The 18721-nt window shown below is 44.3% G+C and carries 8 protein-coding genes; 7 read left to right on the top strand and 1 reads right to left on the bottom strand.

What is annotated here, in order from left to right; all coding sequences use genetic code 11:
- Window positions 1-283 precede the first annotated feature (283 nt).
- The 7 genes from C7460_RS03880 to C7460_RS03850 all read left to right on the top strand — a co-directional run bounded on the left by C7460_RS03880 (window position 284) and on the right by C7460_RS03850 (window position 17340).
- On the top strand, window positions 284-4336 hold the full coding sequence (locus C7460_RS03880) for a hybrid sensor histidine kinase/response regulator transcription factor (protein ID WP_115866755.1): 4053 nt from the start codon (window positions 284-286) through the stop codon (window positions 4334-4336).
- Window positions 4337-4439: 103 nt separating this feature from the next.
- Window positions 4440-5921 carry an arylsulfatase gene (locus C7460_RS03875; RefSeq protein ID WP_245986171.1) on the top strand — a complete coding sequence of 494 codons (1482 nt, stop codon included), beginning with the start codon at window positions 4440-4442 and terminating at the stop codon, window positions 5919-5921.
- A 45-nt stretch (window positions 5922-5966) separates the two neighbouring features.
- Window positions 5967-7526: a sulfatase gene (locus C7460_RS03870; RefSeq protein ID WP_245986170.1), complete on the top strand. Its 1560-nt coding sequence runs from the start codon at window positions 5967-5969 to the stop codon at window positions 7524-7526.
- A 254-nt stretch (window positions 7527-7780) separates the two neighbouring features.
- Window positions 7781-10363: an McrB family protein gene (locus C7460_RS23960; protein WP_221409441.1), complete on the top strand. Its 2583-nt coding sequence runs from the start codon at window positions 7781-7783 to the stop codon at window positions 10361-10363.
- Window positions 10364-10379: 16 nt separating this feature from the next.
- On the top strand, window positions 10380-12503 hold the full coding sequence (locus C7460_RS03860; RefSeq protein ID WP_245986169.1) for a UvrD-helicase domain-containing protein: 2124 nt from the start codon (window positions 10380-10382) through the stop codon (window positions 12501-12503).
- A 2-nt stretch (window positions 12504-12505) separates the two neighbouring features.
- Window positions 12506-13711 (top strand): McrC family protein, encoded by a 1206-nt coding sequence (locus C7460_RS03855; RefSeq protein ID WP_115866752.1) that lies wholly within the window; start codon window positions 12506-12508, stop codon window positions 13709-13711.
- 1064 nt (window positions 13712-14775) lie between these two features.
- Window positions 14776-17340 (top strand): RICIN domain-containing protein, encoded by a 2565-nt coding sequence (locus tag C7460_RS03850; RefSeq protein WP_115866751.1) that lies wholly within the window; start codon window positions 14776-14778, stop codon window positions 17338-17340.
- Window positions 17341-17746: 406 nt separating this feature from the next.
- Here C7460_RS03850 and C7460_RS03845 read toward each other — a convergent pair whose 3' ends face one another.
- Entirely contained in the window at window positions 17747-18634 is an 888-nt protein-coding gene (locus C7460_RS03845; RefSeq protein ID WP_115866750.1) for an AraC family transcriptional regulator, read from the bottom strand.
- Between the last annotated feature and the right edge of the window lie 87 nt (window positions 18635-18721).

Here is an 18721-nt window from a genome sequence, read left to right as displayed (position 1 = left end):
TGCGATTCGGATTTTCACTGGGAAAATACCGCCTGGTACATCTATGGAGCACTGTTGGACAAAACCATGGTAAAATGAAAAATGTCCTGTTTCGAATGCTGCCCAACTCCGGGCAAGCCCCCAATGAACAAGACTCCAAAAGGAAGCTCCGGATTGTAAATATTTCGGTGTATATTTTTGGAGTGGTGATCAGTGTTTTTTGTGTTCTTTTAATATATCTATTTATTTTTTAGGGATTAGTTTGTTGGCTTCTTTAGATTGAGATATTTTTAAAAATTTCACAATGGCGGGGGTTTTCATCAAATCAATCAGTATCCTTAGTTTACTCTTACTTTCGTTTGCTCCCCTGTGGGCTCAAACGAAGAAGTTTAAAAACCTTACGGTAAACTCTGGCCTATCGCACAGTGATGTTCGCAGTGTGTGCGCAGACGAAAACGGGCTGATATGGCTCGCTACCAATAGCGGCCTCAATCGGTACGACGGGTATGAGCTGAGTGTGTTTAAACATGACTTTAGCAACCCCAATAGTCTCATAAACAACCGAACCAAAAAGGTTCGAAGCAATGGTGCTGGAAAGCTGTTTCTGATTTCTGAAAGCAATGAAGTCTTCCTGTACGATGTGCCTGCAGATCAGTTTCGGATGGTCTATCGCCTCGATGGTAGAGCTGTACCTGTGGTGGAGCTATTTCAGGGTGGTAGCAATGAGTTTTATGTACGCTCGGTAGCTCATGAGATTTACCAGCTCATTGAAGCACCAAACGGCATTTTTTTGAGTGTTGTAGATCAGCTTCCAGATACCTGGGAAATCCAACAGACCCGGGCACTGGGAAATACACTACTCATGCTCACCACTCAAGGCCAGGTATTGCGCCATCCTATGGGTTCACAGGAGATTGAGCCGGTTGAGGCACTTCTGGGACAGGTTCATGGAATGAGCAATGATTCAGAAGGCTACATTTTTGCCTGTGCTGATCAGGGAATTTTTCGCATCATGGAGGAGGGAGTTAAAATGGAGCTACCTTTCGATTTTTCAAGTTTTGGGCAGGTTACAGATGTGGTGCAGGATAAGGTAGGAGGCATTTGGGTGGCATTTTATGCAGGAGGAGTAGCCTATTTTCAGAAAAATGAGTCGGGAACTTATGAGGAGCCGGTTTTTTATACCGAAGATCGCAAGCTCAATACCAACCGAATTAATGATTTGTTGCTAGACGGGTTTAATGAGCTATGGATAGCCACCTCCGGAGCAGGAGTTTACCATACCCACTTATCCAGCAAACCCTTTTACGAAATCAACAAACAAAATGGATTTGACCTGGCGGATAATTATATCACAGCCATTCATGAGCAGGGTGAAGACCTGCTGGTAGGCACTCGACGTGGGATGTCTGTGGTAAAGAAGTATCACGCCGGTGACCACCGCGAAGAAACGGTACTTGCCAACAGGCACATTACTTGCTTTATGCAGCTGCCTGATGGCCGGCTGTTAATTGGAACACGCAGGCATGGCCTTTTCGTGCAAGAGGGGAGTCAAATCAATCCGGTGCAGGCTGTGGAAAGTGATGAAATCAGCGGGCTTACGGTCGATCATTTCGACCGGGTGTGGGTGAGTAGCTTTGATCAGGGAGTGTTTCTGCTGCAGGCCGATAAGCAGGGTTTTGTGCTGTCGGATAAGCTCTTGCCCACGGCAAACATCACCTACCTGTTTGCCGACCGAATAAATGAGAAAATGTACCTCGGAACGATAGAGAGTGGATTGATCGAGGTGGTAACCCTAAATGATGAAACGGTAGAGGTGTTTCACCACACCCATGTGCCTGATGATAGTACCAGCATCAGCTCTGAATATACCTGGCCGATGGTGCAATCTGCAGATGGTAGGCTATGGGTAGGTACGATAGGTGGAGGACTTAATGTTATGACCCATCCTTCACCAGGTGTCGTCGCTTTTGAATACTATACCGTGCAAGACGGTTTGCCTGACAATGATATAGAGTCTATACTGGTAGATGACGAAGGGTATTTGTGGCTGGCAGGACGCGGGCTTAGTAAGTTTGATCCCATACAAGGAGCTGTGCTCAATAATTTCAACTACAAGGATGGCTTGCAGTCCAACTCCTTCAAAATAGGTGCTGCACACAAGGGCAATGGGGGGCGTCTTTTCTTTGGGGGGATAAATGGGCTCAACTATTTCCAGCCAACAGAAATTCGCCAGGATACCATACCTGCTCAGCTCATGTTTGATCGGTTGAGTATTCTAAATCACCAGGTCGGCGTAGGCCAGCAGGTCAACGATCGGGTAATTTTACCTGTGAGCCTCAACCAGATGGATGCATTGGTTTTTGAAGCGGAAGAAAATGAATTCACCATATCGATGCTGGCAGTACATCACGGCAATCCCGAAAAAAATAAATACGCCTACAAGCTCGAGGGCTATAATGAGGAGTGGGTTGAGGTCTCCAGCACCAACCGTCACATCACCTTTGCCAACCTCAAAGAGGGCCAATACACTTTACATGCCAAAGCATCTAATGGTGATGGGCTTTGGAGTGCTGTGAGGAAGCTGTATGTGACGATTTTGCCACCCTGGTACCTGACCTGGTGGGCACTTATACTTTACGGTGCCATTCTCTTTTTGCTCCTGCTCTCCTACAGATATTTGATTTTCAAACAAACGGATTTAAAAAAGCACCTGACCGATTCGGAGATCGAAAACCAGAAAAACGAAGATCGCTTGAAGTTGTTTACCAATATTTCTCATGAAATTAGGACGCCACTCACTCTCATCAAAGGTCCGCTTGAAGATATCATCAATAAAGAAAGCATAGATAGTAGCAGCCAGAGCGACTTGCTCGTGGTGCATAAAAACGTTGATCGTTTGCTTCGGCTAACGAATCAGATTTTGGAATTTAGGCGGTATGAGTCGGGTAAAGTTAACCTTCAGGCCGCCGAAGGTAATATCGTTCGCTTTGTCAAAGAAGTCTGCGCATTGTTCCGGAATGAAGCACAACGCAAAGGAATAGAACTCAACTTCGAATCAGTGTCAGATGATATCAAACTGACGTTCGATCGAGATAAGTTTGAAATCGTGTTGGCCAACCTCATGTCTAATGCTCATAAGTTTACTCAGCAGGGAGGTGAAATCCGAGTAGATGTCCGTACAGTGGGTAATCAGCACCAGGCGGCCGTGTATGAGTCAGGGCAACTCAAAGATAATTTTCTCCAAATATCCGTATCCGACACTGGGGCGGGCATGAGTAGTGAGGAGTTACAAAAGGTCTTTGATCGGTTTTATCAGGTCAGGGCGCTCAACCAGCTGGAAATACAAGGTACGGGAATTGGACTAGCCCTGGTCAAAAACATTGTACAGCAACACAAGGGTGAGATTTCTGTAAAAAGCAAAGAAGGACACGGCTCAACTTTCGTGATCAAAATGCCTTTCGGTACCACGCACCTGACCGCTGATCAGCTCATTGAAGAATTTCACGACAGTGAAAACCTCAATGCCTACATGAATTTGCAGGAAAATGATGGCGACACGGAAAATGCACCAGCAGCCAACCGGCCGGACCTCCACAAGCCCCTAATTCTGGTAGTGGAAGACAATCCGGAAGTAGCAGCCTATATTCAGAAATGTCTGCGTGGGCGCTTTCGTACCAAACATGCCAAAAATGGTGAGATAGGCCTGAAACTGGCCGAAGAACTATTGCCGGATTTGATCGTAAGCGATGTGATGATGCCTAAAATGGATGGCATAGAAATGTTGCTAAAAATCAGGGCTAATTCTAACTGCTCGTTCATTCCGGTGATCCTGCTTACGGCACGCACGTCCACCTTGTATGAAGTGCAGGGCATCGACTCGGGCGCTCAGGATTATATCACTAAGCCGTTCAATCCTCGATTGCTGATCGGAAAAATCAATAGTATACTGGACATCCGCAGCAAGTATAAAAATTATTACCTGCAGGGCTTGCAGCAAGATGCGGCTCTGGTAGAGCTGCCTGGTGCGGAGTATCAGTTTCTGGAAAACCTTAGGAGAATTGTGCTCGAAAACCTGACCAATGAGGACTTTTCTGTTAGTGAACTTACCAGGCAGGTAGGAATGAGCCAATCGGCTTTTTATAAAAGGATCAAGGAACTTACGGGCCGTTCAGCCGTCCAGTTTATTCGGGATGTAAGGCTGTCCCGTGCTGCTGAACTTATCTTGCAGGATGAGCTGTCCATCGGGCAGGTCGCTTTTGCTGTAGGTATCAATGACGCCAAATATTTCCGTGAAAAATTCAAAGCGCTATTTGGGGTAAACCCAAGTGATTACAAGGCGCATAAGGCGGGACTGTAGGTGTATAGTGACATAAATACGATTTTACACCCTCTAACTGAGCGCTATGCCCTCCCTGATCACTGCTGTTCTTGTGATATTTACCAGCATAATTTTTAAGATAATGAGATACATGTACCAAAGTAAAAATCAAACACACTTAGGATGGTTTATCGTTATGATGATGGGGCTGACTATAGTAGGCTGTAGTACACCCCAGGAGTCAACTCACCCAAAGCCAAATGTGATTTTCATATTGGCCGATGATCTGGGATATGGGGATCTTTCTTGCTACGGTCAGCAGCATTTCAAAACTCCAAATATCGATAGACTGGCGCAGCAGGGCATGCGCTTTTCGCAGCACTACTCCGGGGCCACGGTTTGCGCTCCCTCGCGCAGTGCCCTCCTCACGGGAATGCATACCGGGCATACCCCGATCAGAGGCAATAAAGAAATACAGCCCGAAGGACAGCACCCGTTGCCAGATTCCCTTGTGACGCTGGCTGAGGTGTTTAAGAGTGCGGGGTACAAGACCGGAGCTTTTGGTAAGTGGGGGCTAGGTTTTCCGGGATCTGAGGGTGATCCAAATAATCAGGGGTTTGATGAGTTTTATGGGTACAACTGTCAGCGGCTGGCGCATCATTATTATCCCTATTTTTTGCGGCACAATGAGTCCATAGATAGCCTGCCTGAAAACAGCGGCAAGTCAAAAGGAACGTACGCGCCTGAGGTCATCCATGAACATGCGCTTCAGTTTATGGAGAATCACCAGGACGAACCCTTTTTTATGTTTTATCCGAGTGCTATTCCACATGCGGAGATGATAGCTCCCGATTCGGTGATGGATAAGTACCGGGGAAAATACCTTCCGGAGCGTGCATACGAAGGAGTGGATGATGGGCCGGAGTACCGCAAGGGTCCTTACGAGTCTCAGGAGGAAGCACATGCTGCCTTTGTAGCTATGATGGATGTTTTGGACAGGCAGGTGGGGGAGATTCTGGCCAAAGTAGAAGCGTTGGGTATGGCAGATCGTACCATCATCGTATTTACCTCTGACAATGGACCGCATCGTGAAGCGGGTGCAGACCCGAATTACTTCAGTAGCAATGGCCCACTGAAAGGCTACAAGCGGGACTTATATGAGGGAGGTATCCGGGTGCCGCTAATTGTTAGCTGGCCTGGCAAAATAACCCCGGGAGCGAAATCAGCTCATGTTTCAGCGTTTTGGGACTTTCTGCCTACATTCCGTGATTTGGTAGGGCTGGAGGCCAATGATTCACTGAACCTGGACGGAATCTCTATGGCGCCCACGCTGCTGGGGCAAGCTAATCAGCCTAAGCACGAATACCTTTACTGGGAGTTTCACGAAAAAGGTGGACGCCAGGCCATACGCAAAGGAAAATGGAAGGCGGTGAGGTACAATGTGTTCGAAGATCGCGAAAGCACACCAGAGCTCTATGATCTTAGTGAAGATATCGGGGAGGAATATAACGTGGCAGATGAGTATCCGGAAGTAGCAGCTCAGCTGGCAGAGCTGATGAAGCAGAGCCGCACAGAGTCGCAGGTGTTTAATTTCAAAAACAAAACCTACCTTCAGGTGAAATAACGAATCATGCGAAAAACACTGAAACTATTGTGCCAAAAAATGGTCATGATGTGTTCCATAGTGGTACTGATAGCTCTGATGACGGCATGTGCGGTAGATGCGCCCCAAAGGCCCAATGTATTGTTCATTTTAGTAGATGATCTGGGTTACCACGACCTAAGCTTTACAGGTAGCGAATACTATGAAACACCTCATATTGATCGGCTGGCGAGCACGTCACATGTGTTTACGCAGGGCTATGCTGCCTCTCGTGTGTGTAGCCCTTCTCGCGCCAGTATCATGACCGGGTGCTTTACAGCGACACACGGCATCACCGAATGGATAGGAGCAAAATCTGGTACTGAGTGGCACGAGCAGCGTCCGTATACCCGTGCTTATCCGTCAGATTATGAGTCTCAGTTGGATACAGCCAGGTATACCCTGGCAGAAGCTATGCGCGATCAGGGGTATCATACGTTTTTTGCTGGCAAGTGGCACCTCGGTGGTGAGGGTTCTGCTCCAGAGGATCATGGGTTTGATATCAATATAGGAGGCTATCATTCGGGGAGTCCAAAAGGTGGGTACTTTGCACCATTTATCAATCCGGCCATCAAGGAAGACGTAGCGCCAGGTACCAACCTTAGTGCGTATTTGGCACGAGCTACCGCTGATTTTATTAAGGAAAAGCGCGAATCACCCTTTTTTGCTATGCTGTCCTTCTATGCAGTGCATGGACCAATACAAACTAACCGGGAAAAATGGGAAAAGTATAAGAACAAAGCCTTGATGCAAGGAGTGGCCGAGGAGGGCTTTGGTATGGAAAAGCGTCTTCCGATTCGGCTCTATCAAGATAACCCCGTTTATGCAGGGCTGGTGGAGCACATGGATGGTGCCGTGGGCATAGTGCTCGAAACGCTCGATAGCCTGGGCCTTATGGACAACACCGTGATTGTCTTCACTTCGGATAATGGAGGAGTAGCCTCTGGTGATGCTTACAGCACGAGCAATGCGCCGCTGCGCGGTGGTAAAGGCTACCAGTGGGAAGGTGGCGTGCGCGAGCCTTATTTCATAAAGATGCCCGGACAGCAAGAACTGATAACGATAGACTACCCTGTAAGTGGGGTAGATTTCTATCCGACGCTCATGGAAGCTGTAAATGCCCCGATGATCGACGAGGAGGTGGATGGTATCAGTCTGCTGCCACTGATGGCGGGTGATACGCTCCCCGAGCGTCCGCTGTACTGGCACTACCCACATTATAGCAATCAGGGAGGAGACCCGGCGGCTATGGTACGTCTGGGTGACTATAAGCTGATCCACTACTGGGAGACCGACGCTGCACAGCTGTACCACCTGGGCAATGATCCACAGGAAGTCGTGGATCTAAGCGATAGTTTGCCAGAAAAGACCCGGGAGCTCGATGAGCTATTATTGGGCTGGCTAAGCGCAAGAGATGCAAAGTACCCTGAGCTCGTGGAGGGTTTTGATCTGGGACTCGAAAAGGCGGATGCGATCAAAAAGGAAACAGTACTCAAGCCAAAACTTGAAAAAAGACGTAAAAATATGCTCAGAGATGATTACCAGCCCAATGAAGACTGGTGGGAGAGTGAAGTGACCCGAGACTAAACCAAGAGGCAGCAGGTAATGGTTTGGAGACAAGTGAGAGTAATCAGTCTAAAATGTCCGCAGGTATCCTGTTGGGCATTTTTTTTTATACTGTTGAGTGACCCAATTGAGTTCGAAATGAATTCTTTCTGGTCTAATTTTTTTTGAATATCATTTTCTGCGTTGCAAATGATTTAAATTAACTTCAAGTTTTGAATTCTAATTCTCAAGCCACAAATGCTGTTTAAAAGTCAGACACAATCAGGAGGGTTGAAATGATCGACAATTCTAAAATTTATCGGGCCTTTCGATTATTCAATAATAAGGGGATTATTGAGCTATACTTTTCTTTCTTAAGAGAACTCGTAAAAGACTTAGAAATTACTTCAGAAGATGAGCATTTTGTCTTTACCATTCGATTGGATAATACTCGAAGAATTTCAGTAGACCTCAATAGTGCTCCATTATTTGCCCTAAAGAAGAACAGGAGTTCTAGTGTTTTTCAAGTTTTTATTCATGAGCGAGATTACAATAAATTAAAGCACAGGGCTAATGTAAATGCATATAGTTTCAAAAGACCTAAGGGGTTTCTTTTGCTCGACATTCCTGTTGAGCATTTTTCGTCAAGTTCTGAGTTGATAAAAAACACACTCAGAGATGCCGTCAATGAATATTATTCAGCACAGGAAAAATCGCAGTATCGAAGTAAGCATATACCTGAATTGCTTGAGTTAACATTGGATGAGCAGAAACTCAGTCAGGTCCTCGATAGAGCTTATCAGCAAAATTTTGCTGGTCAAAATAATAACGAAATTAAGAGCCTTCTATCTGATTATAAGAAACGAATCTCCAAAACAGGTCTTAAAGGAGAGCTCTACAAATGGGAATTGATACACCAATTTAAAGGAAGACCTGATACTTCAAGAACAGATTTTTCAGCTGAGATTAAAAAGATTAAATTCAGTAACCTTTTGTATGCTATGGCTATTGCCACACTGCACAATATGTCAAAGAAGCATCCAGAAGAACTTCGGTCTTGTTTTGAGAATTTGTTTAATGAAGAAGTTGAGTTGTTTGATAGGATTAAAGAATTCTGTGAATCAACGTTAGTTCTTTACAGGAGAATAGAAAAAAAACTCCCACATCATCAGGATGAACGTTCGGTGGCAACTTACTTAACTTTTCATGACCCAGATCGCTATACTTTATTCAAAGATTCTTTTTATAAGAAATATTGCAAATTGATAGGAGTAAAGCCTAAGAAGAAGAACTATAAATACGTGCATTATCTCAATCTTATAAATGATTTAATAGATAATCATATAAGTCAAGATCTAGAGTTGATTTCTTTGGTGAAGGAAAAAGTTGGTTCAACTTGGTATGATGGTGAAAATCATTTGCTTTTGGCTCAGGATATATTATACCAAATGTTGGACCAACAAAATGAGGAGGTTATAGCTCATTCAAAAAAAAATGAAATTGGGGAAAAGATGGATTTTAAAGCACCATTAAACCAAATCCTATTCGGTCCTCCTGGTACGGGGAAGACCTATGCTACTATGGCGAAGGCTGTTGGGATCATTGAAAGGCTTGATCAGAAGCAAACAGTAGAGAAATACCCAGATCGTAGGAACCTGAAAGCACGGTATCAAGAATATATCGCAACGGGACAAATCGTCTTTACCACTTTTCATCAGTCTTTTACTTATGAGGATTTTGTAGAGGGTATCAAGCCAAAATCTGATGGTGAAAGCGATACAGTCACTTACCCGATAGAAGACGGTGTTTTCAAAAGAGTTTGTGTTGAGGCTGAAAAGTCAAAAGTAAGATCATCCAATTTTGATCATCTCTATGAAGGATTTATTGAAGGATTAGATTCAGAAGAACCAAAAATATTCGAGACACTTCAGCAATCTCGGGAATTTTCTGTTTACAGAAACTCTAAGGGGAATATCAAGTTTCATGCTAATACGGACAAAGCCTATCCTGGTGTGATTAAGAAGGATGTGCTTGAGCATTATTTATTGACCGGGGAAGCATTAGATTGGCCAAGCTATGTAAAAGCATTAGGCAAACATTTTATTGATGAACTACATTATTCCGCGGAGAAGTCTGAGCTAACTTCATCTCGCTATGTGATTATCATAGATGAAATAAATCGTGGTAATGTGTCTAGTATTTTCGGTGAACTAATAACATTGATAGAGCCAGAAAAGCGAATCGGTCAAAAGGAGGCTCTGTCCGTTACATTACCGTATTCGAAAGATAGTTTCTCGGTTCCAGCTAATGTATACATCATAGGCACTATGAATACTGCAGATCGCAGTGTGGAAGCACTGGATACGGCACTGCGTAGAAGATTCGCGTTTGAGGAAGTGGCTCCAAAACCTCAGTTGCTTAGAAGTAAGGAGTTTGAGGGTTTAAATCTTGACATTGATTTACCTCTTATACTCAAAACCATCAACGAACGTATTGAGCTCTTGATCGATAAAGATCATATGATCGGTCATTCCTACTTCTTTTCATTAATTGGTTCTGATGACTGTGAAGCTGAACTGCAATCCATTTTTTATGATAAGATCATCCCGCTCTTAGAAGTGTACTTTTATGGAGACTTTGGGAAAATTGGGTTGGTGTTAGGTGAAGCCTTTGTGGAGAAAAAAGCCGGGCAGAAGGTGAGGTTTGCTCAGTTTGACATGGAAGACAAATCTATGCTACAAGAGAAGTCGATTTACTCAATAGTTGATTACCGAGAAGGGGAACCAGTTGGAGGCATTACTTTTAAGGAAGCCGTCAGGTCTATATACGTCTCTAACTCTACTGTTAAATCAAACGGTGCTGGACATGCAGGAGACTAAAACTGACCTTAGTCACTTGAATGATCAGCAGCGTGAGGCTGTGGTTAGTGAGGCTAAGCGCTTATTAGTTTTGGCCGGAGCAGGTTCTGGTAAGACCAAAACGCTCTTACAGAAACTGATATACCTGATAGAAGAGAAAGGAGTAAACCCATCTAATATCCTTGCCATCACGTTTACGAAGAATGCTGCTAATGAAATGCTGGATCGACTGATACTATCAGCTGACGAAAGTGGTAGATATGCGGAGGTCTTATCTGATAAAAGACTACCTAAGAAAGAAAAAGATAAGGAGCGTTATTACCACACTAAAGAATATAAATGGATTGATAAACTGACGGTCAGGACCTTTCACAGTCTTTGTTATTTCATATTAAGGAACTATGGCGTACTTGAGTTTGATAATAAGTTTAAAATTGTAGGTGATACCAAGGCCACGGACGGGGAGCTGAGTAAATATGCAGCCACAGAAACAAGTTATGAGATCATCAATAAGCTGTTAATAGAGCAATGTCAGTCCAATGAGTATCTTTTAAACTTTAAGAGGTATGTTTTGGATTACATGATTGATAAAATTCATGTAGAAAAAAGTGATAAGCTTAGATTTCATCCAGAGGGGAAGTTTTACACTACCCTAAACAATACCAAGGTTCGCTCCAAATCGGAGCAGTATATTGCTGACTGGCTGTACCGACACAGCATCAAATTTGAGTACGAACCCGAATTGGCTATCAGCGATTTTTCCTTTCGACCTGACTTTTATATTCCTGAGGCGAACCTATATCTAGAACACGTAAGCGCAAAGAGTCATCCAACAGAACAAAAGGAGTGGCAATTTAAAAAAGGAAATAAGCTGCTTGTCAAGACTTTCGAACATCAAACAAATAACTCGGCACTATTCAACCGACATTTGGATAAGGTTATCAAGAATAGACTTCCGGCGAATTATCATTTCACAGCCGCTCTATCCTTTGAGGAAGAACTCAAATATTATCACAAAGAAGTACGGGATTTTTTGCGTCAGACCATGAGGGTCATTGATATGATGAAGGTTGAAAATCTTGAAACGAGCAAAGTATATCAAGAAGCATTAAAAGATCCCCACGAACGTGTGCGAGACTTTTACACATTGGCAAAGCCATTAATCGATCAGGTTGAGGCTTATTATATCAATAAATCCTACTTGGATTTCAACGATATGATCACCCGAACGATTGCTTTGTTCAAAAATCAATCTGAGATCCTGCAAAAGTTCAAGAATCAATATCAATACATTCTGGTTGATGAATTTCAGGATGTCAACAACCTACAAGTCGAATTAATTAGATACCTCCTTACAGAAAATAATCAATTGTTTTGTGTGGGTGATGACTGGCAAAGTATTTATGGGTTTAGAGGATCCAATGTGGACTACATTGTGAATTTCTCGGAACACTTTCCAGACGCTGAGACTATCAAAATGTCGATAAACTATCGAAGCACTCAAAATATAGTAGGTGCCAGCAACGAAGTGATCAAGCACAACCAATTTAAGGTAGATAAGGAGATTGAGGCCTTTAAAAAATCTGATAGCCGTGTATATATCTACACAGGTCAGAATGAAAATGAGAATATTGACTTTGCTATTAATCAAGTGAGAAGACTGCAGGAGGAAAAGGGGTATTCCAAAGAAGATATCTTGTTCCTGTATCGTAGGAGTAAAATGTATGACCCATATTTTGAGCGATTCAAGCAAGAAAAATTATTTGTGTCTGGAAAGACAATTCACGCGTCAAAAGGGCTTGAGGCTAAGGCTGTTTTCATTATAGGCCTCACAGAAGGGTTTGGAGGTTTTCCTGATATCTGGATGGAGGATCGTATTTATCAGGTGATAAAGGAATCGCATCATGATTTTCTTATGGAGGAAGAAAGAAGACTATTCTATGTGGCGATCACAAGGGCTAAGGATGAATTATTCTTGCTATCTGAGCGAGGAAATGAGTCATCATTTCTGAAAGAAATACCAGAACATTTTACCTATAAAACGAGTGTGGCTTTTAAGCCGGTTGTGGAGAAGTTGCTAACCTGTAATCATTGCGATTCCACTATAGAGAGTGACTCTCAATTTTGTAAATATTGTGGAACGAAAGTGTCTGACATATAAATATGGAAGTTCTTCGAATATATGAGCATAAAATTTTACGATTCGAAGAAGGGTTGGATGGTCATGAAGAAAGGTTTACTGAGTCGCACTATAAAGCCATGGTAGACTACCATGATAATAAAGGAGGATCAAAATATTACAGTTTAGTCAGGTCAGGGGTTAAATTTTCACAGTATGTAGGAGTTATACAAATTCAAGACCTAACAATAGAGATTCTTCCGAAAACTGATAGAGGAACTGAATCTCAGTGGCACGATGTGTTACTCAAAATGCTCAGAGAAACACGATTCCTAAAGCTTGATTATATTTCTGAGGCGTCTTTACGTTATCGCAAGTACTCAATCCTTCATCTTTATTTTGCCGAGTATCTGAGTCAATTGCGACACCTCATCCAGCGCGGGCTAATCAAAAAATACAGGCAAAGGGAAGGAAATCTAACTGCACTGAAAGGAGCGCTACTGTTTGGTCAACATTTATCTAAGAATATCATTCACAAAGAGCGATTCTATACCAGGCATCAGGTCTATGATCAACAACATCTGATCCATCAAATACTGAATGAAGCCCTAGTGGTTGTGAAACGGATGGTCAATCATTCATCTTTGGTCGATGAAGTCAATCGAATAGTTTTTGAGTTTCCAGAACAGCAAAAAATAAAGGTTACCTCTCAAGTATTCGAAAGATTGAAGCTTGACCGTAAATCAGAGCCTTATCATAAAGCATTGGAGATTGCCAAAATGATTCTCCTAAATTATTCTCCGGATATTAAGGGTGGGAACAACGATCTGTTTGCCTTGCTTTTTGATATGAATGATTTGTGGGAAGAGTATATCTACAGACAGCTACTTAAATCTGGAATAAAAGTGCAGTACCAAAATTCCATGCTGTTCTGGGAAACCCGACTGATGCGGCCTGATATGGTGGTTAGTCATAAAGGCAAAAAGTATATTCTTGATGCTAAATGGAAGATTGTGAATGATGCTCAGCCATCCGATGAAGACCTTCGGCAAGTCTTTGCTTATAATATCTATTGGGGAGTTAAGAATGGGTTTTTAGTTTACCCCCAAACATCTTTGAGTCCCAAAACATCACCAGGAAGATATCAAAAGGTGATTTCAGATATTGGTCAGTTGACATGTCAAGTGGTGTATTTTGATGTAATAGATGATTCTCGAACCATATCAAAAGTGTTGACAGATTCTTTGTAGATATTTCAGTTCGAACTAAGCTGCTCTTTTCGGTGCATCTGTGCAAAAGATTATGGCCTACCCTCCGCGGTTCAGACTGTGCCACTTTTCCAGCTTGCGACATGTTTCTAACGGTGCCACTCTGGGGAAAGGGTTTTGCACTCGGCACTAAAAAGAGCTGATAGATTAAATACCTTGATCCGATAGGTCTAAATCAGGTTAGAACACTTATCCTAGGTGGCTCAGTAACCGTAAGATTGGGGGCGCACGTGTAGTGTGATACTAGGTTTCAGTCGTAACACGATCAATAGCTACCTTCCCTGTCAACGCCCGCCATACGGCGAGGTAGGCAGAAACCTTCCGCCTGAACGCTACTATCTTCCCTATTAACGCAGGCTTCCACTCCCTCACCGCAGGCTTTCACTATCCGAACGCAAGCCTCCACTACTTCACCTCAGGCTTTCACTACCTGAACGCGGTACTCCACTCCTTGAACGCAGACCTCCACTACCCGAACGCGGTTCTTCACTCCCTCACTGCAGGCTTCCATTACTCGAACGCGGTTCTTCACTACCTCAACACAACTCTTCACTACCTCACCACACGCCTCGACTAACTGGCCGCAGCTGTCCACTCCTTGAACGCAGACATCCACTACCCGAACGCCCGCCTGCCGGCGAGGCAGGCAGCTCTCCACCGCCTGAACGCGACTACCTTCCGTCTCAACGCGTCAATCCACCATGTCATCGCGGAGACCTTCCACCTCAACGCGACTATCCACCATGTCAACGCAGAGACCTTCCGGGTGAACGCCCGCCTCCGGCGAGGCTGGCAGAAACCTTCCACCTGAACGCGACTACCTTGTGCTCAAAAACGGATGTTAGTGTCAGTCGTTGAGTTATCCCCATGAAGTACTGTATGCGCAGACCTCAGCGTGTGTCAATAATTCTCAGTGGTAGGTGGTCGATCAGATGTGGTTTTAATAAATAACGGAGCTGTAGAATATTGCATGATTTATAAATAAATGTGCATTTCATTGAAAAAATGATTTTTAAGCTTTACTCGTGAACAACCAATCTACGAGTATGATAAGTTTAAGAGGAATCCTTTATTCACTTTTGGCGCTGCTAATCGCAGTGGGAAGTGAAGCACAATCAGTAAAAGTAAATCCAGACATTCGCTACCAGACCATCGATGGGTGGGGTACCTCACTCTCCTGGTGGGCCAACATTGTAGGTGCGTGGCCCGATTCGGTAGTGCAGGCCGTGAGCAACGAGCTTACCAGTAGTGATGAGCTTAATATGAACATCTTTAGGTACAACATCCATGGAGGCGATGATCCTGCAGTACATAGTGGCACCACTGCCAATCACTTTCGATGGGACAGTGGTGAGATCACCAGCTATAAGCCCTCCAGTACTTCCCCGTATGACTGGACTGCCAATAGTGCGCAGCGCAAGGTGCTTCAGGAGATTTTGCAGCTCAACAGCTCTGCCGTGCTGGAGGCCATAGCTTACTCACCGCCCTATTGGATGACGGTAAGTGGCTGCTCTGCCGGAGGAGTATCCGGTGCTGAAAACCTCAGTGCTGCTATGGTGGATGACTTTGCTGATTTTTTAACTGACGTGGTAGAGTACTATCACGATTCATTGGGGATTACCTTTTCCACGGTAAGTGGCCTGAATGAGCCCAGCTCTACGCACTGGAAGTTTGGCGGCAGACAAGAGGGCTGTGTAGTGAGTCAGGCACGTCAGCGGGAGCTCATAGTAGAGCTTTACAATCAGCTTCAAAGTAAAGGAATGCTCTCCTACTGTGGGGTGAGTGCTGCCGATGAGTACAGTATGGATTACACCGTAACTACACTGCAAAACTATCGGCACACGGACAATCTGTTTGATAAGCTAGCGCAGATCAATACACACAGCTATGCGGGTGATAAGCGCTCCGCAGTAGCAGAAGAAGCCCACAGCCGTGGGTTGAAGCTTTGGCAGTCTGAGTCAGGTCCGCTAGGTGTTACGGCTACAGGTATCGAAAACCACCTGGTGATGGCGCAGCGCATTATTTTAGATATCAATCGCATGCATACCTCAGCGTGGGTAGACTGGCAAGCGGCGAGTACGGATTATCGATGGGGGTTGTATACGTTAGATACTGTTACACAGACCCTTGTTAGGGAAAAGTCCTATTTTGTGCGCAAGCAAATGTCTAAATACATTAAGCCGGGCTACCAGATAGTCCATACAGGAAATGATGACGTGCTCGCAGCACTTAACAATACGGGTACAGAGCTGGTAGTAGTAGCTGTGAACAACACTTCGGCAAGCACTTCATTGTCGCTGGATCTTTCGGATTTTGCATCGGTAGGTAGCTCTGCACAGACCATTCGTACGTCATCCACGGAAGATGCCGTGACGCTGAGCAATACTTCAGTGAGTAGTAGCGTGCTCAGCTATTCTGCTCCCGCGCACAGTATCACTACTTTTGTGATGGATGTGACAGTCAGTACACCACCGGCGCAGCTGGCGGATGGTCTCTATATGATCAAGGCCAAGCACAGCGGTAAATACTTTTCTGTAACAGGGGCTACTTCTACCAGCGGATCGGTGATTGAGCAGTGGAGTTACGTGAATCAGGATAACCTGAAGTTTACCGTAAAAAAAGTAGGGCTCGATTATGTGATTAAGCCAAAGTACAATGAGCTGACCCTGGCCATAGATGGAGCGGGCACTGGAAATGGAGCACTACTAAAGCAGCTCAACGAAGAAGGTAAGGATCATCAGCGCTTTGTGATAATACCTGTAGGGAGTGGGTATTACAAGATGGTGAATAAAAATAGCGGTAAGTATCTGGCTGTGTCTGGCGAAAGTACAGCTAATGGAGCTGATGTGGTGCAATGGTCGGACCTGGACACGGATAACTTTTATTGGTCGTTTGAGGCGGTCTCACCCAGTACGCCAGTGGTTGACGGTACTTATATGATCAAGGCGGAGCACTCCGGTAAATACATGTCGGTGGCGGGGTGGTCTACTACCAATGGAGCTTTGATAGAGCAGTGGGGATATCTCGATCAGGATAATTTGAAATTTGAAGTGACGGCAGGATTGGACGGCTACTATCAGTTTAGGCCAATTTACAATCAGAAAGTTATCACCGTAAGCGGCGGTGCCACTACCAATGGCGCTGCTGTGGATCAGTATACCAACTTGCAGGCTTCCAATCAGAAATTTTTGCTGGAATCTGCAGGTACAGGACTTTATCGGATCACTCCGAAGCATGCCACGTCTAAGTCGCTGGCTGTGAGTGGTAGCAGTATGAGCAATGGTGCCGATGTGGTTCAGTGGGAGTACCTGGGGCTGAGCAACTACAAGTGGTCGTTTGAGGCCGTGTCTGGATCCAGACTTGGTGACGATGAGCAGCTGGTGGATCAGGTAAGTGTATACCCCAACCCTACGAGCGAATGGCTTTACCTGCAATCTCCTGTCCTGCTAAGCGAAGTACGGCTGCTATCTATTACTGGTCAGCAGCTTCATCATGTAGTGGGTGTATCGGACCTCAAGTTGCCAATCGGTGAGCTGAAGTCAGGTGTGTATTTGCTGGAAATCAGAAATGGTGACCAGGTAGATACCCGAAAAATCATTGTGAAAGACTAGCGGTTAAACCGCTTTTCTTGACTTCTGCGCTTTTAGAGTCAGATTTTTAAAAAGTCCAAATGGAACAAATAAAACTAATTTCACCCTTGATTATAGATGTTCCAGTATGAGAATTCATTAGAAAAAGTTTCGGCCTTGAAGCTTTTTCGGATAGGAATTAAAAGCAAATTAGTGGGATTAGACAAAAATTTGTTTGAGATCCTGCTTCCAGCAGGGTTGAGTTTATTTTTGTCCCCCTAATTTGATTTGAATTCCCGAAAAACTTCACAGCCTTGGGTTTTTGACGGTCCGCCGCTGCGGTACTTTTGGGCTAAGCCAAAAGTACGATTAAATTCAAAAAGCGAGGAAATACTTAATATGCCAAATACAGGGTGCTTGAGGAACTCACGCCTAGCGGATGATGGGATCAAAGGCTTTTGCGATAAGCTGACGGTGAAGTGCCCATGTATTTTTTGAAAACACGTGAAAAGTAAAGGGGGTCTCTAAAGTCCAGTTTGTATCCTATTTCTTTGATCGAAAGGTCTGTGAGGTTCATGAGCTCGCAGGCCTTTTGTATTTTAATGAGGTTGAAAAAGTGGATGAGGGAGTAGCCTGTTTTGTTCTTGAAAAGTGTAAATAACGTGGAAGATGATCTGCTAAAGCGCTTTTCTATGTCTTCGATTCGAATGGACTCGAATATTTTTTCATTGAGATACTCAGTGATGTCCTTTACCAGGTCGTCATTGTTGGATTCGGTTCGTGTGTTGGACTTGAGCGAGTAGTAAATGAAAGAACCGAGGAGTTTGTGCAGTAGCATACTGGAGTATTCGAACACCTGATCGGTAAAGCCTAGCTTGTAGGTGTCCATGATGTACTCAAACTCCGAAATCTTGTTTTGCTGGTAGGGGATAGAAACCGGCTTGCCCTGGTTGAGCCCGATAAACCGCTCGTAGATATGGTCTGCGCTAGTGCCTGCAAAGTGCACCCAATAGATCGTCCATGGCTGGGTCTTGTGGGAGAAGTAAGTGTGGGCTTTTTCTCGTTCGATGATAAAAAAACTGTTTGGCAACATTTCATGATTTCGGTTACCCGTCTTTATTCCACCTTTACCTTCTATGCAGTAAATAAGAATGTATTCCGGGCAGCCATCTGGTCGCTTGCGGTAGTGAGACACAGCTTTTGGGAAGTACCCGATATCGGTGATGTACAGGTGGTGGGTGAGTGCCCGGTTATTTTGAATATGGAGCATTCCTCGTGGGATTACCACTATTTTCTCACCTTTAAACCCACTGCCTAGTGCTCTGTTTTTCTGCATGTTCTGAGAATTTTGCTGGTCAAAATAATGGCTTTATCTCACAATAAAAAATTGGGTTATTGTCCATGTTATTGCTTTTATTCTCCA

It is taken from the genome of Marinoscillum furvescens DSM 4134 (assembly GCF_003386095.1).
Classification (GTDB): domain Bacteria; phylum Bacteroidota; class Bacteroidia; order Cytophagales; family Cyclobacteriaceae; genus Marinoscillum; species Marinoscillum furvescens.
The sequence above is the reverse complement of the archived record's forward strand: the minus strand, read 5'-3'. Positions and strand labels throughout refer to the sequence as shown.

What these genes read in the sequence shown, in the direction of transcription:
- C7460_RS03880 (WP_115866755.1), top strand. Translation starts at nt 284, where the DNA reads ATGGCGGGGGTTTTCATCAAATCAATCAGTATCCTTAGTTTACTCTTA.
- C7460_RS03875 (WP_245986171.1), top strand. Translation starts at nt 4,440, where the DNA reads ATGAGATACATGTACCAAAGTAAAAATCAAACACACTTAGGATGGTTT.
- C7460_RS03870 (WP_245986170.1), top strand. Translation starts at nt 5,967, where the DNA reads ATGATGTGTTCCATAGTGGTACTGATAGCTCTGATGACGGCATGTGCG.
- C7460_RS23960 (WP_221409441.1), top strand. Translation starts at nt 7,781, where the DNA reads ATGATCGACAATTCTAAAATTTATCGGGCCTTTCGATTATTCAATAAT.
- C7460_RS03855 (WP_115866752.1), top strand. Translation starts at nt 12,506, where the DNA reads ATGGAAGTTCTTCGAATATATGAGCATAAAATTTTACGATTCGAAGAA.
- C7460_RS03850 (WP_115866751.1), top strand. Translation starts at nt 14,776, where the DNA reads ATGATAAGTTTAAGAGGAATCCTTTATTCACTTTTGGCGCTGCTAATC.
- C7460_RS03845 (WP_115866750.1), bottom strand. Translation starts at nt 18,634, where the DNA reads ATGCAGAAAAACAGAGCACTAGGCAGTGGGTTTAAAGGTGAGAAAATA.